The organism is Mucilaginibacter sp. P2_A4, assembly GCF_056405015.1.
In genome coordinates, this window is the sequence record NZ_JBFUCX010000001.1 from 478,646 (window position 1) to 500,936 (window position 22,291).

Annotated in this window: 16 protein-coding genes; 2 read left to right on the forward strand and 14 right to left on the reverse strand. The window is 42.0% G+C overall.

Annotation, left to right across the window (positions count from 1 at the left end; genetic code table 11):
* The first annotated feature begins 34 nt into the window (after window positions 1-34).
* Window positions 35-1,267, forward strand: a complete 1,233-nt coding sequence (locus AC1DYB_RS01855; RefSeq protein ID WP_477431937.1) for an ROK family protein — start codon at window positions 35-37, stop codon at window positions 1,265-1,267.
* A gap of 409 nt (window positions 1,268-1,676) precedes the next feature.
* Here the strand turns inward: AC1DYB_RS01855 and AC1DYB_RS01860 are convergent, their stop codons facing one another.
* From AC1DYB_RS01860 to AC1DYB_RS01880, 5 genes are all read right to left on the reverse strand, one after another.
* Window positions 1,677-2,525 carry a hydroxymethylglutaryl-CoA lyase gene (locus AC1DYB_RS01860; protein WP_477431939.1) on the reverse strand — a complete coding sequence of 283 codons (849 nt, stop codon included), beginning with the start codon at window positions 2,523-2,525 and terminating at the stop codon, window positions 1,677-1,679.
* A gap of 157 nt (window positions 2,526-2,682) precedes the next feature.
* A complete protein-coding gene (locus AC1DYB_RS01865) occupies window positions 2,683-3,996 on the reverse strand; it encodes an NAD(P)/FAD-dependent oxidoreductase (RefSeq protein WP_477431941.1) in 1,314 nt (437 codons plus the stop codon).
* 318 nt (window positions 3,997-4,314) lie between these two features.
* Complete coding sequence (secDF, locus tag AC1DYB_RS01870) at window positions 4,315-7,314, reverse strand: protein translocase subunit SecDF (protein WP_477431943.1); 3,000 nt, start codon at window positions 7,312-7,314, stop codon at window positions 4,315-4,317.
* 115 nt (window positions 7,315-7,429) lie between these two features.
* A complete protein-coding gene (locus tag AC1DYB_RS01875) occupies window positions 7,430-7,912 on the reverse strand; it encodes a dihydrofolate reductase (protein ID WP_477431945.1) in 483 nt (160 codons plus the stop codon).
* A 378-nt stretch (window positions 7,913-8,290) separates the two neighbouring features.
* Window positions 8,291-9,112: a thymidylate synthase gene (locus tag AC1DYB_RS01880; RefSeq protein ID WP_477431947.1), complete on the reverse strand. Its 822-nt coding sequence runs from the start codon at window positions 9,110-9,112 to the stop codon at window positions 8,291-8,293.
* 175 nt (window positions 9,113-9,287) lie between these two features.
* Here AC1DYB_RS01880 and ispE point away from each other — a divergent pair, with 175 nt between their 5' ends.
* The gene (ispE, locus tag AC1DYB_RS01885; RefSeq protein ID WP_477431949.1) at window positions 9,288-10,088 is read left to right on the forward strand and encodes a 4-(cytidine 5'-diphospho)-2-C-methyl-D-erythritol kinase; all 801 of its coding nucleotides are present in this window, start codon (window positions 9,288-9,290) and stop codon (window positions 10,086-10,088) included.
* A gap of 288 nt (window positions 10,089-10,376) precedes the next feature.
* Here ispE and AC1DYB_RS01890 read toward each other — a convergent pair whose 3' ends face one another.
* The 9 genes from AC1DYB_RS01890 to AC1DYB_RS01930 form a co-directional block, all read right to left on the reverse strand.
* Window positions 10,377-11,264 carry an NAD(P)-dependent oxidoreductase gene (locus AC1DYB_RS01890; protein WP_477431951.1) on the reverse strand — a complete coding sequence of 296 codons (888 nt, stop codon included), beginning with the start codon at window positions 11,262-11,264 and terminating at the stop codon, window positions 10,377-10,379.
* 4 nt (window positions 11,265-11,268) lie between these two features.
* The gene (locus AC1DYB_RS01895; protein ID WP_477431953.1) at window positions 11,269-11,547 is read right to left on the reverse strand and encodes a LapA family protein; all 279 of its coding nucleotides are present in this window, start codon (window positions 11,545-11,547) and stop codon (window positions 11,269-11,271) included.
* Between the two features lie 1,020 nt (window positions 11,548-12,567).
* Complete coding sequence (locus tag AC1DYB_RS01900) at window positions 12,568-13,470, reverse strand: DMT family transporter (RefSeq protein WP_477431955.1); 903 nt, start codon at window positions 13,468-13,470, stop codon at window positions 12,568-12,570.
* Entirely contained in the window at window positions 13,470-14,573 is a 1,104-nt protein-coding gene (locus AC1DYB_RS01905; protein ID WP_477431957.1) for an LptF/LptG family permease, read from the reverse strand. The genes AC1DYB_RS01900 and AC1DYB_RS01905 overlap by 1 nt, the downstream gene beginning before the upstream one ends.
* An 83-nt stretch (window positions 14,574-14,656) precedes the next feature.
* Window positions 14,657-15,787 carry a tRNA guanosine(34) transglycosylase Tgt gene (tgt, locus tag AC1DYB_RS01910; RefSeq protein WP_477431959.1) on the reverse strand — a complete coding sequence of 377 codons (1,131 nt, stop codon included), beginning with the start codon at window positions 15,785-15,787 and terminating at the stop codon, window positions 14,657-14,659.
* A gap of 503 nt (window positions 15,788-16,290) precedes the next feature.
* Complete coding sequence (locus tag AC1DYB_RS01915) at window positions 16,291-17,004, reverse strand: hypothetical protein (RefSeq protein ID WP_477431961.1); 714 nt, start codon at window positions 17,002-17,004, stop codon at window positions 16,291-16,293.
* Between the two features lie 334 nt (window positions 17,005-17,338).
* The gene (locus AC1DYB_RS01920; protein ID WP_477431963.1) at window positions 17,339-18,052 is read right to left on the reverse strand and encodes a hypothetical protein; all 714 of its coding nucleotides are present in this window, start codon (window positions 18,050-18,052) and stop codon (window positions 17,339-17,341) included.
* Window positions 18,004-20,391 (reverse strand): hypothetical protein, encoded by a 2,388-nt coding sequence (locus tag AC1DYB_RS01925; protein ID WP_477431965.1) that lies wholly within the window; start codon window positions 20,389-20,391, stop codon window positions 18,004-18,006. The genes AC1DYB_RS01920 and AC1DYB_RS01925 overlap by 49 nt, the downstream gene beginning before the upstream one ends.
* Window positions 20,392-20,480: 89 nt before the next feature.
* On the reverse strand, window positions 20,481-21,647 hold the full coding sequence (locus AC1DYB_RS01930; RefSeq protein ID WP_477431967.1) for an alpha-xenorhabdolysin family binary toxin subunit A: 1,167 nt from the start codon (window positions 21,645-21,647) through the stop codon (window positions 20,481-20,483).
* Window positions 21,648-22,291: the final 644 nt, after the last annotated feature.

Genomic DNA, 22,291 nt, shown 5'->3' on the forward strand with positions numbered 1-22,291 from the left:
TGGCCTTTTAAAATCATTAACTATTACTTATTGAATGGAACCCGAAAATAAAGGTGTGAGGGGCAGTCAGCTAAAAAACATGATTATCAAAAAGCTTTACTTTAATAAAGCAATGTCATGTGCCGGACTGAGCGAGTTATTTGATAAAAGCATTCCGTCAATAGCTAAAGCTATAAATGAATTGATGCACGAAGGCTTTGTAGTTGAAGACGGTTACGCCCCGTCAAGCGGTGGTCGCAGGCCATTGATGTATTCGGTAAAAGCTAATGCCATGTATATACTGGCAATAGCGCTTGATCAGCTTACGGCGCGTATCCAGCTTTTTGATCTGCTCAACAACCCGGTAGCCGATATGCTTACTTTTGAGTTGAAGCTCCTGAATAATAGTGAGGCTTTGGGACAATTGCTTGAGCAAATCAATATTTATATTAAACAAACAGATATCGCAAAAGATAAAATAGCCGGGATAGGTATAGGAATGCCGGGCTTTGTAAATGTAACCGAAGGTATCAATTACACCTATCTTGATGCCGGTGGACAAAGCCTTACTGAATATTTTACCGATCAAACAGGGATAGATACTTACATCGATAATGATTCGAGCCTGATAGCTCTTGCCGAACAAAAGTTTGGTATTGCCAAAGCTCAAAAAGAAGTAATGGTTATTAACCTGGGCTGGGGGATAGGTCTTGGGATGATCGTGAACGGAAAGTTGTTCAGGGGCCATAATGGTTTTGCCGGTGAGTTAAGCCATATCCCGGTAACTGAGGATGGAGCACTTTGCGAATGTGGCAAGCGCGGTTGCCTGGAGGCTGAAGCATCATTGCTGGTAGTGGCCCAAAAGGCAGTTGCCGGTATTAAACAAGGACGCATTACCAGTTTGAAATACAATATTAATGATCACTCTAAATTGATGGGTGATGCTATACTGGAAGCAGCCAACAATGGTGATCAGTTTGCTATTGAACTGTTATCAGATGCAGGTTATAAAATAGGGAAGGCCCTTGCCATCCTGGTGCATATTATGAACCCCGCTATTATTGTATTAAGCGGTCGTGGTGCAAAGGTTGCCAAAATATTAATGGCGCCTATACAACAGGCTATTCATAAATATTGTATCCCAAGGCTTTCGGCCGGTACAGAACTGCTGGTATCCGAGCTCGGTTTTGATGCCGAACTGATTGGCGCATCGGTACTGGTTATGGAAAATTTTGATAAATCGGTAAAAGCTAAAGTTTCAAAAGCGAAAAAAGCGATTGCGAAATAGGTACGCGGATTTCAGATTCCAGGTGTGCTCCACTAACCGTCATTGCATCGTGCCTACCTATGACAAGTTGTTGAATCCCAGACTTACGAAGTTTTAAAAACTTCGTAAGTCTTTCGCCGCTTGTCATTTCCACCTTCAGAGTCCCTGGATTTCACAACTACCTATGACGTTTTGTAAAAACGGTTGTCATCCTGAACGCAGTGAAGGATCTTTTTCACTATAAAAGTCGGCGAAGAGCAGGGCGAAGAAGATCCTTCGTTCCTCAGGATGACAAACTTTTCAAACGTCATTTTCCTTTCAGTGTTGCCCGGATAGTAAAACTCGCAATGATGGGGGCAGAGAGTTCCAGTAATAAAAAAGCTATTACCCATTTTTTCATCTGCATATCTGCACATCTAATAAATCGTATCTACAAAAACACCTTCCCCGAATAATCCAGGGCTTCCTGTAATTTATCAAAATTAAGCCCCAGGAGCTCGTTTTGTGATTTAAGATATCCAATTAAGTTTTCCGTGGCAATATTGCCTGTAAGGTCATCTTTGGCCATAGGGCAGCCGCCATAGCCTTTTAAGGCTGTATCAAAACGATTGCAACCACTTTCATAAGCTGCTGCTACTTTGGGTTGCCAGGTATCAGGAGTGCTGTGCAGGTGAATGCCAAACTCTGCTTTAGGAAATTGACGGCATAATTCCGGGTAAATACTGCTGATCTGTGTTGCATTAGCAATGCCTATAGTATCAGCGAGGGCTATGTTATAAATCCCTTCGTTTACTAATTTATCAGTCCACTCGTGAATAATGGTGGTGTTCCACTCGTCGCCATAAGGGTTACCAAAACCCATGGAAAGGTAAACCAGCAGTTTTTTATTATTGGCGGTACTCAATTCCTGCATGCGCTTCACGTTATCAAATGCTTGCGATAGCGTGGTATTGGTATTGCGCAGCTGAAAAGTTTCAGATATAGAAAACGGATAGCCCAAATAAGTGATCTCGGGATGCTTTACGGCCTCTTCCGCCCCACGATAGTTGGCCACTATCGCAAGCAGTTTTGACCCGGTATTGTTTAAATCAAGCTTACTTAATACCTCAGCGGTATCCTGCAATTGAGGGATGGCTTTGGCCGATACAAAACTCCCAAAGTCTATCGTATCAAAACCCACCTGTAAAAGCAGGTTGATATAAGCAGCTTTTACAGCTGTGGGGATAAAATGTACAATTCCCTGCATCGCGTCGCGGGGACATTCGGTTATTTTGATCATTTCGGGTTCGTGTTGTGTGGCTCGTGTTGCGGGTAACAAAACATCAATTAATTTAATACAAGATTAAAACTTTTACCGGCAACTCGCAACCGGCGACACGAACCATCAATTTACATTAAAGCTTTTACCGGCAACTCGCAACCGGCAACACAAACCATCAATCTACTGTCTCGGGCAAATGGATGGTGTTAGTAATGCCTTCACGCTCAAACTTGCGGATAATAAGCCTTGTACCACCGTTGTAGTTTACATAGCTAAATACCCAGTTTATAAATACAATCACTTTGTTACGCCCGCCCAAAAGCGATATAAGGTGCACAAACATCCATACCAGCCAGGCAAAAAATCCCTGGAATTTGATCTTACCCAAATCTGCAACCGCTTTATTGCGGCCAATGGTTGCCAATGAACCTTTATCAAAATATTTAAATGGGGCGGTTGGCTCATGGTTAATAAGCTGCACAATTGTTTTACCCACGTGCGCGCCCATTTGAATGGCTACCTGTGCCACGCCAGGGTGGCCTTTAGGTGTTTCATCGGTGATCATGGCGGCCACATCGCCAATGGCGAAGATGTTGGTACTGCCAATCATCCGGCAAATACTATCTACCCTAATCCTGTTGCCTCGTTCAATGTTGTCTTCTTCTATACCTTCAGGAACTACACCCATTACACCCGCGCTCCAGATCACATTTTTAGTGCGGATGGTTTTACCTCCTTCAAATTTTATTTCATCTCCATCGTAGCTTTCAACCTTTACACCCAGCAGCACCTCAACTCCCATACCGGTCAGGAAATCTTTAGCGGCTTTTGAGGCCTGGTCAGAAAAAGGGCCCAATACCTTTGGCAAAAAGTCCACAAGGTATACTTTCATTTCTTCCTTTTTAAGCTCGGGATAGTCTTTGGTCAGTACGTGATTGCGTAACTCGGCCAATGAGCCCGAAAGCTCAACACCGGTTGGTCCGGCACCTACTAATACAAAAGTGAGCAGGGCTTCCCGCTCTTGTTTGTTCGGTTTAAGCAGGGCTTCTTCAATATTTTGCAAAATAGAATATCGCAGGTTTAATGCCTCAGGAATGGATTTCATCGGCATTGAGAATTTTTCAATCTCTTTGTTCCCGAAAAAATTGGTGGTTGATCCTGTGGCTATCACCAGGTAATCATAGGCTATTTCGCCTATGGTGGTATCTAATGTATTGCTTTCGGCATTTATTTTTAATACCTCGGCAATCCTAAAACGGAAGTTTTTTTGACCCGAAAAGTTTTTTCGCAATGAAAAGGCAATCGACTCGGATTCGAGGCTACCCATGGTTACCTGGTATAGCAGTGGCTGAAAGGTATGGTAATTATGCTTATCAAGCATTAAAATGTCAACAGGTTTATCTTTCAGCTTTTTGGCTACCTGCAGGCCGCCAAAGCCGCCACCTATTATAACTACTAATGGAAATTTTGCGCTATCTGATGTGTTCATATACAGATTATTAGTGTTTTGTAGAGACGCCTGTTTGCGCGCCCGTGATTATCTATAGGAAACGCAAGCGTGCGTCTCCTCTTGTATACCATAGCACAATACCTATGCCGATGGCAGTGTTTGTTGTTTTATTTTACAATGCAATTATACCTTTTTGTTATCTATCAGCAACCCCGTCTGTCGGTGATTTTGAGGCTTTTAACAATCTGCCAAAAGGGCTCAACATCCTTTTTCTTTGGAGCCTCACGGGCGATGCGCCTGTAAAACAAAAAAGGCCCCAAATGTTCTTTGGAGCCTTTTAATAATTCAGATTATTTTTTATTTGAGGTCTTTTTTTCCAAAGTCAACTATCACCGGTGTTGCCACGCAGATAGACGAATATGTACCGAAAATAACACCGATCAATAATGCGAACGAGAAGCCCTTGATCACATCACCACCAAATATGAACAATACAATCAGTACGAAAATTACTGTCAGAGCGGTGATAATGGTACGGCTTAATGTACTGTTGATGGCCTGGTTGATAACTTCTTCCTGCTTGTCATCTTTTGAATGATGGAGATTAAGGAACTCACGGATCCTATCAAACACTACCACGGTATCATTAATAGAGTAACCAATAACGGTAAGGATAGCCGCAATAAATGCTTGGTCAATATCCAGTGAGAAAGGTAATATTCCCTGGAATAAAGAGAAGAATGATAATACCAATAACGCATCATGCGCCGTGGCAATCATCGCTCCTAAGCTAAATTGCCATCTTCGGAAACGGATAAAGATGTACGCCGAAATTACTAATATGGCAATCAATACCGTATATACTGCCGAAGTCTTTAACTCATCGGCAATAGTAGCACTTACTTTCGCGCCACCTAAAATATCACTATCGGCAATTTTGGTTTCTGCTTTAGTACCCAAAGCCTCAATAAGGGTGGTTCTTACCTTGGCATCAGCCGCGGTGGTATTCTCCCTGATCAGGTAGTTGGTAGTAATGCTGATCTTATCGGCACCCAATGTTTTAACCTCGGTACCACGACCTAAAGTAGCATCAATGGCATTGTGAATAGCGTCGGTAGTTACTGTTGTGTTAGGGAACTTAACGATATAGTTACGGCCGCCTTCAAAGTCAACACCATAACTAAAGCCACGCACTACAATTGATATTATGCCGGCAGTAATAAACAAACCAGAGAAAATGTAAAACTTAAAACGGTTTTTTACGAACGCGTAGTTTGCATTTTTAAAAGTATGTGAACTCCATGGGTTGCTGAATTTAATATCCCATCCTTTATCAAGCATCCACTCAAATATAACCCTTGAGATAAGCAATGAGCAGAATAATGAAGTTATGATACCGATCATCAACGTAGTTGCGAAACCTTGTATCGGTCCAGATCCGAAGATGAACAGAATTAAACCTGTTAAGAAGGTACTGATCTGTGAATCGAGGATAGACGGCAGCGCGTGTTTAAAACCATCGGCTACGGCTATCTTTAATGATTTACCTAAAGCAAGCTCTTCACGTACGCGCTCATATACCAATACGTTGGCATCAACCGCAATACCCAACGTAAGCACGATACCCGCAACACCAGGAACTGTAAGTACAGCACCTAAGCTGGTAAGTACGCCCATTAAAAAGAATATGTTGATAACAACGGCAACCACCGCAACTGTACCTGCACGGTTGTAGTAAGCGATCATAAAGATAAGCACTACTACTAAACCCAGCACACATGACAGTAAACTTGCGCTAATAGCTTCTTTTCCTAAGGATGGACCTACAATTTCTTCAGACACAATATGCGCAGGAGCAGGTAAACGACCGGCCTTTAACACATTGGCTAAATCCCGTGTATCTTCCTGGGTAAAGCTACCTTCAATTGATGATACACCACCAGAAATTTCGTTTTGAACGTTAGGAGCAGAGTATACATTGTCATCAAGAACAATAGCGATAGCTCTCTTGTTGGTTGCAGCAGCTGCCTCGGCAGTAACTGTACGCCATTTTTGAGCACCTTCTGAGTTCATGATCATCACAACCTCAGGACTGCCTTTTTGATTTACATCAGCACGGGCATCGGTAATTACATCACCGGCAAGTACAGGGCCGTTTTCGGCACCGCTCAATTTAATGGCGTATAATGCAAATGCTTTAACCTTGGCATCCTTTAAAGGTTTTACATCCCAAAGGAATTTCATGTTGCGCGGTATAATTGATTTTACAATTGCACTGTGCAGGTATGAATTAACTTTAGCAGTATCTTTTAATGCGGCATAACCAACAACCGGGCCCTGGCCTAATTGCGGCTGACCACTTTGGTCGCGACCAATGTTTGGTTCTAATACAGCGAACAACGGGTGTAATGACGCCTGTTGTGCTTTGCTGCTTAAAGCTGCAGCCGAAGTATCTTTTTCTGCATTTTTTTGAACCTTGCTCAATAATGATCCGGCTTTGGCAGCGGTATCAGCTTTGGCAGGAGCTGTTTTAGTAGCAGCAGTTGCAGTCGTTTTTGACGTGTCTGTTTTTGCTGTTTTGTTTTTAGCAGCAAACAGGTTGTCAATACTACCAAGGTATTGGTAAGCTTCGCTGTTATCAAAAGTTTGATAAAATTCCAGCTTGGCTGATCCTGATAATAACTTACGAACGCGTTCTGGTTCTTTAACACCAGGAAGCTCAACCAGGATACGGTTTGAACTTGCCTCTAACTGGATGTTAGGTTGGGTTACACCAAACTGGTTGATACGGGTGTTTAAAACGGTGAACGATTGTTTTACCGCGGTGTTGGCCAAATCTTTCAAATAAGATTCAACTTCGCTGTTTGAGGCGTTGAACTTTAAGTGATCCTGGTTATCTTTTGTTGAAAAGATAGCGGCCAGTTTACCATCCGGATTTAGTTTCTCATACTCACTTACAAATAACGCGATGTAATCTTTCTGACTGGTTTTTGCATCAGCCTGTAATTTGTCGGCATTTGCTAAAGCCTGGTTGAACACAACATCAGGATTGTTGTTAGAGATTTTCTTCACTAACTCATCAAGCTGAATTTGCATGGTAACGTTCATACCACCTTTAAGGTCGAGACCCAGTGCAAGTTCCCTTTGCTTTACGTAAGCATAAGTGTGTTTTAATAACGGATATACCGGTTGTGTAGACATTGAGTCCAGGTAAGCCTTTTCTTTATCTGTGCTTCCCTTTGCGTATGCCTTGGCATCACTCTCAACTTTTTGGGCCACCCATGTAAAAGACAGTTGGTATAAGCATACAACTGCCAGCAGAATGGCGAAAAATTTAATAACCCCTTTACCTTGCATCGAATTTGTAATATGTAATTAATTAGTTTATAAGCTATTTTTAATAAGACGGCAAATCTAATAAAATTTCGCAAGGAGAAAATTTTAAATTAAAACAAATTGATGACAAAAAATGTTAGCGGCGTTCAAGCGTAATGAACGAATAGCTGTACTTGTTTTTCTCATCAGGTTCAAAATTTTCTCGCTCTGTTTCTTTCCACTCCGCTGGGTTTAATTCAGGGAAAAAGGTGTCGCCATCAAAATCCTGATCAATGAGTGTTAGATAAATGCGATTGGTGAGATGTAAGGCCTGTCTGTAAATCTCGGCACCGCCAACAATAAAAACTTCTGCTTCATCTGCGCAAAGTGCTAAAGCGGCCTCAATGGTGCTTACTACCTCGCAACCCTCAATAGTGATAGCTTGTCTTGTAATCACAATATTGCGGCGCCTTGGTAAAGGCTTGCCCACAGAATCAAAAGTTTTACGGCCCATGATTACCGTATGCCCGCTGGTAACATCTTTAAAGTGCTTAAGGTCATTAGGCAGGTACCAGAGTAATTTGTTGTCTTTGCCGATAGCGTGGTTTTTGGCAGTTGCCACTATTATTGATGTTGTCATTGTTTTTAATTGTCTGAACCGGAATTCATCGAATTAATGAATTTTTTGAATTCAGGCTGTAAAATATTCATAAACCGTCATTTCTAGTACGAAGCAATCTCTAATTATACAGAGCGGATCCGCTTATCGGGGATTGCTTCGTGCCTTATATGTCGTACTTGCTAAAGCCCCTTTTGTCATCCTGAGGAACGAAGGATCTACTCTCCAGCATGCTTCTTCGTCCTGTACAGTTTGCGAATAGATCCTTCGTTCCTCAGGATGACAAACCTTTTAACGTCATCTCTCCTTCAGAGTACCCCGGGTTTTATCACTCGCAATGACGCGTGGTGTTTGTTTTGTAAGATTAGTGAAATTTTAATCCTTCGGAAAATTTCTGGTTCAGACAGCCACAGCTGCTTTAATGTGCGGCCAGGGTTCATAGTTTTCCAAAGTGAAATCTTCAAACTTAAATGCGAAGATATCTTTAACTTCCGGATTAATTTTCATGGTAGGCAGCGGGCGAGGCTCACGACTTAATTGCAGGCGAGTTTGGTCCATGTGGTTATTGTACAGGTGGGCATCGCCAAAGGTGTGGATAAAGTCGCCGTAATCCAGATCGCAAACCTGGGCCATCATCATCGTGAGCAGCGCGTAGGACGCGATGTTGAAAGGGACCCCCAAAAATATATCGGCACTGCGTTGATAAAGCTGACAAGATAATTTGCCTTTGGTTTCTCCCTTTGCCGGGTTGGCTGGCTCCACGTAAAACTGAAACAAGCTATGGCAAGGTGGCAGGGCCATCTCGTTTACATCGGCAACATTCCAGGCCGATACGATCATGCGGCGCGAGTCGGGGTTGTTTTTGATCTGATTAACCACCTGGGTTATCTGGTCAATGTGCCCTCCATCTGGTTTTGGCCATGAGCGCCACTGGTAACCATACACCGGGCCAAGGTTGCCTTCGGCATCGGCCCACTCATCCCAGATGCGTACGCCGTTTTCTTTCAGATAGCGGATGTTGGTATCGCCGCTTAAAAACCATATCAGCTCGTGGATGATAGATTTGAGGTGCAGCTTTTTTGTGGTCACCATCGGGAAGCCATCTTTCAGGTCGAAACGCATCTGGTAGCCAAACACACTTACGGTACCGGTTCCTGTCCTGTCGTGCTTTTGCGCGCCGGTTTCCAATACATGTCTCATCAAATCGAGATACTGTTTCATTTTGTTATTTAAGTTGATTTGGTTGATCGGGTTGAATTGAGTTGATTGAGCCCGAAGAGGCTAATGAACCAATGAACTAATGAACCAGTGAACATTTTCAAAAGGCAAAGAAAAATAATCTAATTTTGGTATCCTAACAGATGTGTAAAAATACAAGCAGTGTTAGCTTTTAATTATGATCATTTTTCCGAACGCAAAAATAAACATTGGCCTCAACATTACCGAACGCCGCCCTGATGGTTATCATAATCTGGAAACCATTTTTTATCCCATCAATTTAAAAGATGCATTGGAAGTGGTGGCGAGCGATAAGCTGAGCTTTACTTCTTCGGGACTTGACATACCGGGGACGGAGGAGGATAACCTTTGCGTTAAAGGTTATCATTTGCTAAAAAAAGATTTTGACCTCCCACCCGTAAATATCCACCTGCACAAAAATATTCCGATAGGCGCGGGCCTGGGCGGAGGCTCTGCCGATGCTGCTTTTTTTATCAGGCTGATGAACGAAGAATTTAAACTCGGTATCTCTATTGATGACATGACTGACTACGCGCGCCGCCTTGGTGCCGACTGCGCTTTCTTCATCGAAAATAAACCCGTCTTTGCTTTTGAAAGAGGGGATGAGTTTGAAACGATAAAGCTCGATCTGACGGCCTACAAAATTGTGTTGGTAATGCCCGATATTCATATCTCCACTTCTGAGGCTTTCGGCGGTATAAAACCTACCCCGGTAAAAGACTCTCTGCTGGAGCTCATCACCGAGCCGATCACCGAATGGAAGAAGCATATCAAAAATGATTTTGAAACATCGGTATTCAAAAACCATGTAGAAATCCGCGGCGTTAAAGCAGCCCTGTACCAGGCCGGTGCAATCTACGCCAGCATGAGCGGGAGCGGGGCATCAGTGTTTGGGATTTTTGACCACACCCCCGACCTGGGATTTTTGGAAGGAGAGAACGAAGTTTTCTATTTATAATTTCGGATGTGCCAACTTGATGTCATTGCGATCCGTTAGCCAACGGAGGCAATCGCGAACCATACAAGTCCGCCCGGTATAGTTCGCGATTGCTTCGTGATTAACTATGACGCTTTAAAAAAAAAAACTTTTTGTCATCCTGAACGCAGTGAAGGATCTATTATTCGCCATGTTTCTTCGCCCTGTAAATCTGCGAATAGATCCTTCACTGCGTTCAGGATGACAAATCTTTTAAAACATCAATTCTTCTTCAGAGTTCACAGATTTTATACCTCAATGACATGGTGACTAAACTCCCGCGTCTTCACTCACCCCTCTGCCAAAACCCTCCACCCAGTCCCTGTCACCCATTCCCTTTGCAACGGCGCTTAACAAGCGGCTGTGTACGGCGTTTACGAGTGGTAAGGGTGTTTCACTCGCCTGCGATAGTTTAAATGCAAGGCGCGCGTCCTTATAGCCTAATTTGGCTTTGAAACCCACCGGCTCGTATTGCTTGTTGGCAATTAGCTTCCCGTAGTTTTGATAGATGGGAGCATTGAATAAAGTCGAGCCAAAAAAGTTGGCTACCTGTACGCGGTCCAGCCCACTTTTTTCTGCAAGGGTGTAGGCCTCTGCCATCATTTCCATTGAAGCCATGATCATGAAGTTGCCGGTTATTTTCACCACGTTGGCAGCGCCTGTTTCTTCGCCAAAATCATGAATTGCCTGGCCCAGGCAATCAAGCACAGGTTTGGCCAAATCTTTTATATGCTGTGGACCGGAAACGCAGATGAAAAGTTTCTTAGCAGCAGCAGCCTCTGGCCTGCCAAACACGGGGGAGGCCAGGTAATGGCTGCCCGCTTTTTGGTGCGCTGTAGCTAACTCCACAGCCAGCTCTGGCGAGATAGTGCTCATGGATATGTGCACAGCATTTGGCTGTAGCGTTTTTAAAATTCCGTTGTCGCCTGTAACCGATTCTCGCAGGATCTCATCTTCTGATAGCATGCTCACCACAATGGATACCCCAACGGCGGCATCGGCCGGGGTTAGGCATTTGGTGATGTGGCTTGGGTCGAGCCCGTCGGCTTTTGAAAGGGTGCGGTTATAAACTTGTAAATGGTAGCCTTCGCTGATGAGGTTTTTGGCCATGTTGATGCCCATGTTGCCAAGGCCGATAAATCCGATTTTCTTTTCCATAGTGTTAGCTGATGTAGTCTCTGTCTTCGTCACTTAGTGTATTATTGTCTTCCTTTTTTTGAATGCTGTCGTGATAGCCGCCAATATCATATTTTGGCTTTTTGGGCCGGCCTACCATGAAACCTAAAATAAAACCGATCACGGTCATCGTGATCATGAGGGCAAGTTTGGAGACTCTGAAATTCATGAATAAAAATGCAAATGTAACCTCGTCGGTATTTTGGGCGAGCGCTGCGGTAAGCAAAATTGTGATGACGATTATGGTGATGGTTTTTATGCTCATGGTGATTTGATTTAACAGTTGATACAATATGAGGTTTTTAAATGTTTATTAAAAATACATTTTGATGGAAGCATTCGTGAGACCAAAAAAAGAGAGGGGATTGCATTTGAAAATGATTGATAAAAATCATAGCGGCGGATGTAAATTCTTCCCATTATAATTTCCCGATTTCCTAAATCAATAACTGTTCATCAGACCAACTCCCAGGGCTTGTAGAAATGATGCCGACGTGCCAATCTTAAAAAGTGAAATCATTTGATTTTTAAAACCCATTTATAAAAATCAGGATGCCATGTTTTTTTTCGAGAATAGTTTTTGAGGCTGAAAAATGTGGGGATTTGCTTTTGTGAGAATCAAATTTTTTCACTCATTTTTTTGGTCCTGTATACAAAGGCGCTGGTTGCCGCCATTTAATTACAATTCTCATTTTTTAACTCAATACACTTTGAGTTGACTGCTCATGAAGATTGCTTAAATGTATTTTTGCATTAATTAATAACTTCTATTTGCCTGAATTATAGTAATTTATATATGTATATTTTTATCTATATCTAATCGTGCTAATTTTTTTAGTTTTTTACGTTTTTAGTTAGCCCGATTTTGTTTGATTTTTACTTTTGGTAATCTTTATAAATATCAGATTTTTAGGTAAATAAAATTGTTATTTAAATTGATATTTTGACTTTTTTTATTCAAAATAAATCAGGTTTTAGAGGGTGTTTGGTATTTTAACCTGGTTTATGAAAATGTTAATTTGATACACTAACTAAAAATTGAATTTTGGCTCTGTTTGGCGCAAATGCGCGGAAAGGTATCGGAGCACCCCTAAAATTTAAAGTGGCTCACAGGGCTTAAAAGCGGTTTGTTTTGAGGTGGGTTTTTATCCCCTATTCAGCACCCAATTTGATATGGGCAAATGAAACGGTGGGTAGATTTAATGAGATAAGGGGAAATTGTCATCACCGATAAATGGTAAAACAAATCGCTACCAGGAAGAGAGATTAGAAAAAATGAAGAATATTAAGCCCGGTTTTTGCGCCTGGAAATTTGTTTACGCGCCACAGGATACAGGAAGATTGTTGATAGAATGAGGACAGATCCTGCCCAGAAACCTACAGACATTTTCTTCATATCGCCAAAGAAAATAAAAGCCATGATGATGCCGTATACAGGTTCAAGATTAGTGATGAGCGCTACGCGGAAGGCCGAAAGCTCGCGCATTACAGATACCCCTGCAACGTAGGCAAGGGATGTGCATACGGTTCCAAGTAGTACCAGGTAGCCAATGTCGGCAGGCTTTAATATCAGTTTATCGTTATATCCATTGGTTGCAAAAAGGTATATGGATATCCATAAAAACGCGCCGCTTAGTTCATAAAAGGCAATGATAGGAGCTTCACTTTTTTGTACAAACCTGGAGTTGATAATAGAAAAAAGACTGGCGCAAACTGCGCTTACCAGGCCGGCTATGATACCCTTAGTGTATTGTGTTTCGAATTTGAAAATTAAAACGATGCCGCTGATGATTAATAATCCGGCCAGGATCTCGAGTTTGGAGATTTTGGTTTTGTTGATAATGGGCTCAAAAATTGCCGTAAATAAAGTGATGCTGGATAAGCAAACTAACGCTACCGGAACGGTTGAAAGCTTGATAGAAGCAAAGAAAAGAATCCAGTGACCGCCTACAAGAGCGCCTGTAAAAAGCATTTTTAGCAATGTTTTATGGTCAACTTTAAAGTCGGTTTTGCTGAATCTGAAGTATAAAAATAATGAAACAAAGGCAATAAGGACCCTATACCACACCAATTGCACGGCAGAAATGGTGATTAATTGACCTAAAATGCCCGTAAAACCCCAAATAAACACCGTAAAATGTAGTATAATCAGGTTTTTATTTAAGGTATTTGAGGGATTTTGAGCCATTATTTTGGTGCTTTTAAAAGTAAGTAATAGCCAACTATGCCAAATATGGTGTTAGGAATCATTACCGTTAATAGGGGCGGTACGCCCCCTTTTATGGAGAATACAATGGAAAATTTCTCTAAAATTATATAGGTAAAACAAAGCAAAATACCTATCCCCAACGGTAAGCCCACGCCTCCGCGCACCTTGCGGGAGGACAATGCTACCCCCAAAATGGTTAAAACATAGGCAGACAAAGGGTACACAAAACGGTGAAATTTTTCATAATAAAGGTTGTTTAAAACCTCTGGCCGGCGTAGTTTTTCCTTGTCAATATTCTTGTTCAGGTCCTTTAATGACATGGCTGCATATACGTTATCATACACAATAAAGTCGCTTGGATGCATATCCAAAACCGTGTCTTTTTGGCCCAGATTATGGATGAATTGCTCCTTTAAGCCCCTTACATATTTTACTGAATAATCCTTTAATGACCATATTTTTTTCACGGAATCATAGGTTACCTGCTGGGCAATTAGCTTCTCGCGGAGGGTATCACCATTGAATTTCTCCATGATAAAAGTATAACCTGTGTGGTTTGTGGGGTCGTAATTTGACAGGTAAACAAAGGTATGCTTATCAATTTGCATGTGAACCTGGCTCTTGGTAGGGTCATTATCTGTTATACCATTGGCGTTTTCAAAGTCGTTTTTTAGGCGATTTGTATAGGGTATCAGGTACACATTGGCAAAAAAAGAAACCACGAATATTAAAGAGGCAGCTATAAAATAGGGTCTTAAAAATCTGTTGAAACTTGCTTTGCCACTTAAAATAGGTACAATTTCTGTTTGGTTGGCCATCTTGGCCGTAAAGAATATTACCGCTAAAAAGTTGATGAGCGGCGACAGTAAATTGAGATAAAAAGGAATAAAACCGGCATAATACCTGAATACGATATCATGCAAAGTTGCATGTTTATTGGTGAAATTATCCAGCTTTTCTGATACATCAAACACAACGGATATCACTGCAAAAATTGCCATTGTGAATGCAAAAGTGCCCAGGTATTTTTTAATAATAAACCTGTCGATAACCATCAGGTACCGGTGTATAAAAGTCCTCATCGGCAGATTATTTGTTTTTTAAAGCCACGGTTTATATTATGTAAGCAACGCTTATATCCTTTATTTATTTGATTGCAGGAGTATTATAATCGTTGCCCCAGGCGGCCAACCATCATGTTTTTCCATGCATAAAATTCACCGGAAATGATCTTTTTACGGGCTTCTTTTACCAGCCAAATATAAAAATGGAGGTTATGAAGAGTGGCAATTTGCGCTCCCAGCATCTCGCCGGAGTGGATTAAATGGCGCAAATAAGCCTTGCTATAATCTCTATCTGCAAACAATTCACTATCATCTTCAATGGCCGAAAAGTCGTTTTTCCACTTTTCGTTCTTGATATTAATGATGCCGTTTTTTGTAAATAGCATTCCATTGCGGGCGTTGCGGGTAGGCATTACGCAGTCAAACATGTCAATTCCTAACGCTATATTTTCCAATAGATTAATAGGAGTGCCTACGCCCATTAAATAACGTGGCTTTTGTTCTGGCAAAATATTGCACACAATCTCTGTCATGGCGTACATTTCTTCGGCCGGTTCGCCTACAGACAGTCCGCCTATGGCATTGCCTTCACGCTCAAAAGAAGCGATAGCTTCTGCCGATTTCATACGCAAATCCTTGTAAACAGACCCCTGTACAATAGGGAAAAGCGTTTGGTTATAACCGTATTTTGGCTCGGTGCTATCAAACCTGTCGCAGCAGCGTTTAAGCCAGCGATGTGTCATTTCTATAGAACGGCGCGCGTAGTTATAATCGCATGGATAGGGGGTACACTCATCAAAAGCCATGATAATATCGGCCCCAATAATGCGCTGTATGTCCATCACGTTCTCTGGTGTAAACAGGTGTTTTGAGCCATCAATGTGCGATCGGAAGGTAACACCTTCCTCCTTTATCTTGCGTACTTCGGTTAATGAATATACCTGGTAACCGCCGCTATCTGTTAAAATAGGACCCTCCCAACCGTTAAATTTGTGCAGGCCACCGGCGCTTTCCAGCGTGTTGAGGCCTGGTCTTAAATATAAATGATAGGTATTTCCTAAGATGATTTGCGCCTCTACATCACTTTTAAGCTCCCGTTGGTGTACTGCTTTTACTGTGCCGGCTGTACCAACAGGCATAAATATAGGGGTTTGTATGGTGCCGTGATCTGTAGTAATTTCACCTGCGCGGGCTTTTGAAAGCGGATCTTGTGTTGTTAATTTAAATTTCATTTCGAAGGGGCAAAATTAACAAAAAAAGGCTCATCCGGGCCCTCTCCAAAGGAGACGGAGGTAAAAAAGATACAAAAGATCTAAATTTTTCGGAATCAATAAGCTGAACATTCAGGGAATCGCATTTAAAAGAAAACCAGAAGGTTATGACGTCCGCTTTTATAGGCATTAATGAGCTCCTTTTAGTCGGGCTGTCTTTGTATCATTTAATGGTGTTGTTGTAAGTGGTTTATTATCAATATACTTTAATGTTTTATGCCTTATGTTATTGTGAGTGAGCACCAGCAAGCTGAAAAAAACAGTAATGGCATAATTTTAAACGCCAATTTGTAGAGATGTATAATCGCGTCTACCGCAGGACAATCAGGATTTGGAGGCCGATTTGCAAGGTCGATTTGCAGGCGGGAGACGCAATTATGCGTCTCTACATTAAAAAATTCAAAAAAATAGTGGGCGAAGGCCTCTGTGCGATACTCAGCAACGACTCACAGATCTATGTCAGCTCATCTTCCCATCAATGCATTGAGGAAAGCTAAGTCAATAGTTTCGTTCACTTTTTTAGATATGTCGGCAAACGAAACAGGCCGTTTAACATCCTCATCGTCAATATAAATAATCTCACCATCCTTCTGGCGAAGCTTGTCAATAACTGTATCGATGAACCAAACGCAATTGGCGTTGATAGCGGGGTTATTTTTTTGATCTTCGGTAAAAAAGGTTAATATGCCAACGTTTAGCCCAAGTATCTGTACCGATTCTGTGGTAGTGGCCAGGTACAAATTATCAGCATTTTTTAAATAAAAAAAGCAGGGACTCTGTTCTACATAGGTTAAAGTGAACTGATTACCCCGGTTCACATCTTCCGTATTAACAGGAAGATCAAAGTTATTTACTTTAACTGTTTGGCAAATGTTCGGGTACTCGCTACAAGTCATTACATGGGTTTTGCCTGTTCGCGGGCTATTGCAGGTTAGCATAAATTTATTATCAGTTAGCTTGATAAACGACCATTGTATACAATCGCGAATTATATTATTGCTGATAATATCTGTAATCCTATCTATCCTGAGATCTACCCGTTCTACGGGCGGTATATAACCAGGCCTGGGCCGCCAAATGATAACAGCATCCTGAAAAAAACCACTTAAACTGCCTTTGCCTTGTGCCAGTGAAAATAGTTTTCCCTGCATGGGATTAGCATAGTTAATTGAGGCCATGATTTTGTAGATTGAATTGGTTTGTGAAAGTGAAATGTGGTTGTAATACGTAAAGTTTTTCGAGTTTAGCGGCATTCAGCTTTGTAACATGAAATCGATTTTAATAAATTGATAACCATTTGATTAGTTTTTAAATTAAAAGCAAATAGGAGGCACCTACGGAGCCCGGCTTTTGGTTTTATTGTGCTATAAACACGTGACTCCTACGGAGTCAATGATACAGAACCCATTTTCAACTCCAGCGGAGTTACGTGTTTATAGCGAAAAAAATGTCTCGTTTTTGGCTCTGTAGGTGCCTTCTTTTTAAAAGCGATTTCCCTGGCTTGATAACCGTTTATTGTGATTTCAAAAACGCATCACACTCTGTTTGAAGCTGATCCCATGCCGCTATGGCTGCAGAAAGGTTTAGGTCGGCAATGAAGGGGAAAGTAAAATCAACCGGGCTTGTTTTTGCAATGGCTTCCAGATCATCGGCAAGTGCCGACCATGCCCCCCGGATACTTCCGGTGGCATGGTCAAGCACGGCTATGCTTGCGGTTATTTCTTTCATAAAACCAAATTCACTACAGGCAATATCACTATCAAGTTCTTGGTTGGCTTTATTAAAGACCTGGATCTGATTTACAATATTGATAAAAGAAGCAGAAAGAACCTGGGTTGATTTATTTAAAGCTGCTACCACTACTGTTGCCTGTTGCTGCACTGTAAGTGTTATATCTTGCTGATTGTTAACTAATTGCTGTACTGCAATATACAGTTCCGAAAAATCAGTCCTGGCTTTTGCGGCATACCCCATCAGTAAATTACATTGAACCTTCATTTGCGGCGCAATATTAAGGTCCCAGAGGTACGCGGCAGCAAGCGCATCAGAAAAATGAGGAAGGTGCTGCTTGATGGTGTCCTCAATAGCTGCTCCCTGTTTGCAGGTTTTTACACGGGCTTTAATGGCATCCATATCCGTTTGGGGTATGGTAAACAACGCACCCATATTAAACACTATCAATGATCTTCCTGTAGTTCCCATGTTTTTAGGTGATTTTTTTTCCATGATTTTGTAAATATGGCAGAGCCTGCAAATGACAGCGTTATTTTGTTCACCTGGTTTCGGGGCACCTTTTTATCTACTGAGATAGTCCATTCTGTAAAAGGAGTGGGCTTAAAGTAAGCGGCTTTTAGTTCTTCGGTTATGGCGCCTTCGGTATCTATGATGATTTTGCCATCCTCATTATGGTACGCGAATGTCAGTTTTGTAGGGTTGCTGCTAAAACTAAAATTCTCTTTTTGGTACTCATCGGCATATATACCAGAAGTGCGGATGCTTACTTTAAGCATTTTAGCAACGTTGATGCCATGTATCCAAGCCCGTACTTTAGTTATCCTAACCCGTTCCAAATCCTGAAACACCTCGGTATCCTTGTCAACAAGTACAGTAAGTTGTCCGTCTTCGATAAACGACTTAATCGCATCCGGATCGGTAATATTTACACTGAAACCTTCATCTGATATTTCAAAATCCTGTGGCTTCGGTTCAAATTTTTTCAAGGCATCAGCATAATCGGTTTTCATCGTGGCCACATCTTCTGTAAGCTCCGCTGCTGATTTTAAAATTGATGGAGTGACTAAGGATTTACTCATGGCCCAGTATTTATAAGCCCGGGTATAATTCCTGATGGCCATGTACATATAGGTTTTCATATTCATTTGCAATACATAAACGTTATGCAGGGTGTTTTTATCTATTGCGATATCTCCTTCAAGCGCTTTAAGGTAATCTTTATAGGAGTTGATCATATTTATGCTCACCTTTTTTTGCATGTATAGCCTTGCCAATTCCTGCGTTACCTGTACCATAGTAGCCTGCGCGGTTGATTGCGCTTTTCCGTATATAGATAAGATATCCAGCTGTTGCCTGTAGTCTGCCGCGCCGGCAATGTTTTCACTTTCTGCGCCCTTCATCATATCATCCACCTGTAAGCGAAAAATATCCCACTCAGCCTGGCCCGAAATGTCGCCGGCATCCGGTATCTCAAAATCTGTAACAGCCTTGGTATAGTCCATTTTTTTAGCAGCATCCCTGAGTGCACTCATGAATTTAAAAGTGTTCTGCAGCATTTTGGCTATGTTTTCGAGTTTTGACATAGCCTTGGATAGGTTACCTATTGCTGTTGCAAATTTTGATACGGTTGTTGCGGAATCTGCGGCGGCGCTGGCGGCTGCTCCCGCTTTGGCTACCGCGCCGGCGGCCGCACCCGCAGCCGCTGCATCGCCAACACACATAGCACCTATAGATGCTGCAAAAGTGCCAACGGCCATACAAATCTCAAAAGCGGCTTTTAATGCCTGGTCCTGCTTCCATATCGCGACGCCGATCTCGAAATCGGTAGCAGCCCGCATACAGGCTATGCTTGTGAAGGTCATATTGGCTTGCGCCTGCCCATAGGCATTTGTTGCGGCATCCAGATTTGATACAGCCTGCGCTATCAAACTATCTGTAAATGCAGCGGTATTGTTAAAATAAGTAAGCATTTGATTCCCGGCCTTTATCTGATCGGCTTTGCTGGTTGAATCCCGGGTTATCAGATTGTATTGGGTTTCATAATTACCAACAGCGGCTAAATAGGCTCCTGCAACTGTTTCGTAAATGACCGGACTAAGCAGCGGCACAAAATTTAAATTACTTGCTTCAAGAGTAAGTTCACCCAACAAGGCCGAACTTTGATAATAAAGATCTGCAAGTACAACATTATTTTGGGATGCAGCCTTAACCCAGCCAAGTATAGCTCTTGCCGCGGCCGGTTCTGAATCTACCAGTCGTGTACTAAACTGGTAAAGAGAGGAAAGCGTGAGCTGTAGCTCTACACCAGGTAGGGGATGCACCGGATTATTTGTAATAAGTTTAAGGTGCTCTGAGTTCAGGTTAACCAATTCGGTTTTAAAATCCACGTGTTTAACATGAATACCTAAGCCCGGAAAATCTGTCAAGGCAAATTTCTTTGCTTCTTCCTGTGGGCCGCAGGTGTTTATTTTTAGTTCGCCGCTAATTTCTGTGGCAAACAGCATAAAAGTTGCCGCATTATTTGATTTAAAATCCATGGTAACCACGGATGAACTGCAAACCAGCCTGCGGCTGATGATAAATATCCCACGGTTAAAGAGCTGAATATCTGCAATGGGCATATTTACAATATCCGCAATGATGTATACAATAGCCGATTTGTGCTTATCCGCAGTTGCCAATACTTCATCCATATCCACAACCAGGTCGCGGAAAATAAGCTGACCGTTAAAGGGTATCGTAGCGGTGGTGCATGGTATTTTATTGGAGGTATTCTGGGCGCTTTTATAATAATCGGCCCAGTCTTTTTTGTCATTTACTGAAATTGCCATTTTGAGGGAATTAAAAAGTGAAGTGTAGATTAACGTTTACAGGCCGGATGTTTCATCCGGCCTGTATTTATGAGGCTTCTTGTTCTTTATTATGCTAACACAGGCTCGGGTTGGTGTATACTCACCCTGTTTTTCCGGTCCAGCGCTATTTTAAGTTCATTTGTAGCTTGGATAGCCACTGTTGGGTTGGGTACAATAGTAATATAGGCGTTAATGCGATAATCATTAGCCTCATCAGCTACTTTTTGCCATAATACAATAGCCTCCTCAATTCCGAGGCCTGCAATAAATGATGGCATATCTGCAATTTCGCCATTAATAGTGGTCAGGATGCTGGAAAGGTCATCCTTTAGCGCATTCCACATACCTTGTATTTTCTGAATGGCGGGAAGGGCGCCATCTATTTTTTTGGTAATGCCGGTGATATCGGTATTAATGCGGGTTAAGTCAAGCACAAGTGTGGCGTCGGCGGCAATTTTAGCCTCAAGGTTGTTCACCAATTCGCCAAGCGCCTCTATTCTTGCTTTTGCCTCGGTTGCTTTTTTGCCATAAATTCCAGCCACAATGCCTGCGGCAACAGTACCACATGGCCAAATCCAGGCGTAGCTTGCTGATGTGGCGGCTACAATAACGTCATGCTTATATTCGTCTTCCGCGTCAGAAAGGTCAGCCTTATCCTGTGCCAGTTGGGCTTGCATCGTTTTAATTGTTCCGCTTGTTCCTGATATCTTGTCGCTATAAGTTTTAAACAATGTGCCGATAGCAGCTTCATTAACTGATGTATCTAAAGAAAATTTTTGCATCGCCGTTGCAACATTGGTAGCATGGGTTGAAAAAGCCTGCGCTTTGTTTATCATTACCTGCAGCGTTTGTTTAAGCTGATTAATTGATACGGTATCTGCTGGGTTTGCCTCAATTTTTAACAGCAATGCCAAAATAGCCCGGTAAAATATCGGGACTGAAACATTGTAAGCAATCAAATCTGAAGCGCACTTTACGCTGTCGGGTTTGGTAACGGTGTCGAATTTATCGCAAATATCATATAAACTTTTGTACCCATTAACCAGAGGCTCAAATTGCTCAATTCCACCGGATGGCACGCCAGGCAGGGTTTTCTGCAATAGCGCCGTGGTAGTTGGCAATAACATGGCACCGGTAACAAATACCTGTATTGATAACCATTCATTGGATGATAATGCGAAAGTGGTGCCTTTGGCCAGATCGCGCGGTGTAAGATCGATTTTTGTGTTTGACATAAAATTGTAGGTTAAATTTGATTTTAAAATAGATATGGTTTATTGATTATATTAATTGTTGTGTTGAAAATGCTTACCAAGACCTGCTGCTAAAAACAATACTCAACAGACCAGACAATGCCCGAGCCCTTTGAATTATTTGTTTATAACCCCGATATTGGGAGTGATTTCGTTACGCAAGTTCAAGTATTTGCTAAAAGGAAAGCAGGGTTAAAAAGGCTTTTGTTTGAGGGGCTTTTTAGCTGAGAAAACCTATATAACCAGGTGGGATTTTTGAATATTTCAGGGGTGTTTAATAGGAGGATATCGGTGATGTTATCTCAGAGGCTGTCTGAAAATAAATAAACCGATTGTTATTGCTTCGTGCCTACACATGACAAGTTATAAAAACGGAAGTCGTTCCGAACTTGTTTCGGAATCCCACAGGACAGGTGACCAGCTGGAAGTCTACTTAGCAAGTGGGGTGCCGAAACAAGTTCGGCATGACTTTGGGATAAATCGTTTGTCATTTCCCTCTTCAGGGCCCTCCGGTTTTTAAAACTCGCAATGACGCGTGGATATGCACTTCATTAGAATTATAAAAAATTAATAAATCAAATTTAGACAGCCTCTTAAGTATAACCTTGTATTTATAATCTGTTGGC

Bases quoted from the DNA above. Each gene is read 5' to 3' on its own strand.
- AC1DYB_RS01865 (WP_477431941.1), bottom strand. From the start codon at position 3,996: ATGAACACATCAGATAGCGCAAAATTTCCATTAGTAGTTATAATAGGT.
- tgt (WP_477431959.1), bottom strand. From the start codon at position 15,787: ATGAAATTTAAATTAACAACACAAGATCCGCTTTCAAAAGCCCGCGCA.
- AC1DYB_RS01860 (WP_477431939.1), bottom strand. From the start codon at position 2,525: ATGATCAAAATAACCGAATGTCCCCGCGACGCGATGCAGGGAATTGTA.
- AC1DYB_RS01925 (WP_477431965.1), bottom strand. From the start codon at position 20,391: ATGGCAATTTCAGTAAATGACAAAAAAGACTGGGCCGATTATTATAAA.
- AC1DYB_RS01930 (WP_477431967.1), bottom strand. From the start codon at position 21,647: ATGTCAAACACAAAAATCGATCTTACACCGCGCGATCTGGCCAAAGGC.
- AC1DYB_RS01895 (WP_477431953.1), bottom strand. From the start codon at position 11,547: ATGAGCATAAAAACCATCACCATAATCGTCATCACAATTTTGCTTACC.
- AC1DYB_RS01905 (WP_477431957.1), bottom strand. From the start codon at position 14,573: ATGAGGACTTTTATACACCGGTACCTGATGGTTATCGACAGGTTTATT.
- ispE (WP_477431949.1), top strand. From the start codon at position 9,288: ATGATCATTTTTCCGAACGCAAAAATAAACATTGGCCTCAACATTACC.
- AC1DYB_RS01900 (WP_477431955.1), bottom strand. From the start codon at position 13,470: ATGGCTCAAAATCCCTCAAATACCTTAAATAAAAACCTGATTATACTA.
- AC1DYB_RS01875 (WP_477431945.1), bottom strand. From the start codon at position 7,912: ATGACAACATCAATAATAGTGGCAACTGCCAAAAACCACGCTATCGGC.
- AC1DYB_RS01890 (WP_477431951.1), bottom strand. From the start codon at position 11,264: ATGGAAAAGAAAATCGGATTTATCGGCCTTGGCAACATGGGCATCAAC.
- AC1DYB_RS01855 (WP_477431937.1), top strand. From the start codon at position 35: ATGGAACCCGAAAATAAAGGTGTGAGGGGCAGTCAGCTAAAAAACATG.
- AC1DYB_RS01880 (WP_477431947.1), bottom strand. From the start codon at position 9,112: ATGAAACAGTATCTCGATTTGATGAGACATGTATTGGAAACCGGCGCG.
- AC1DYB_RS01915 (WP_477431961.1), bottom strand. From the start codon at position 17,004: ATGGCCTCAATTAACTATGCTAATCCCATGCAGGGAAAACTATTTTCA.
- secDF (WP_477431943.1), bottom strand. From the start codon at position 7,314: ATGCAAGGTAAAGGGGTTATTAAATTTTTCGCCATTCTGCTGGCAGTT.
- AC1DYB_RS01920 (WP_477431963.1), bottom strand. From the start codon at position 18,052: ATGGAAAAAAAATCACCTAAAAACATGGGAACTACAGGAAGATCATTG.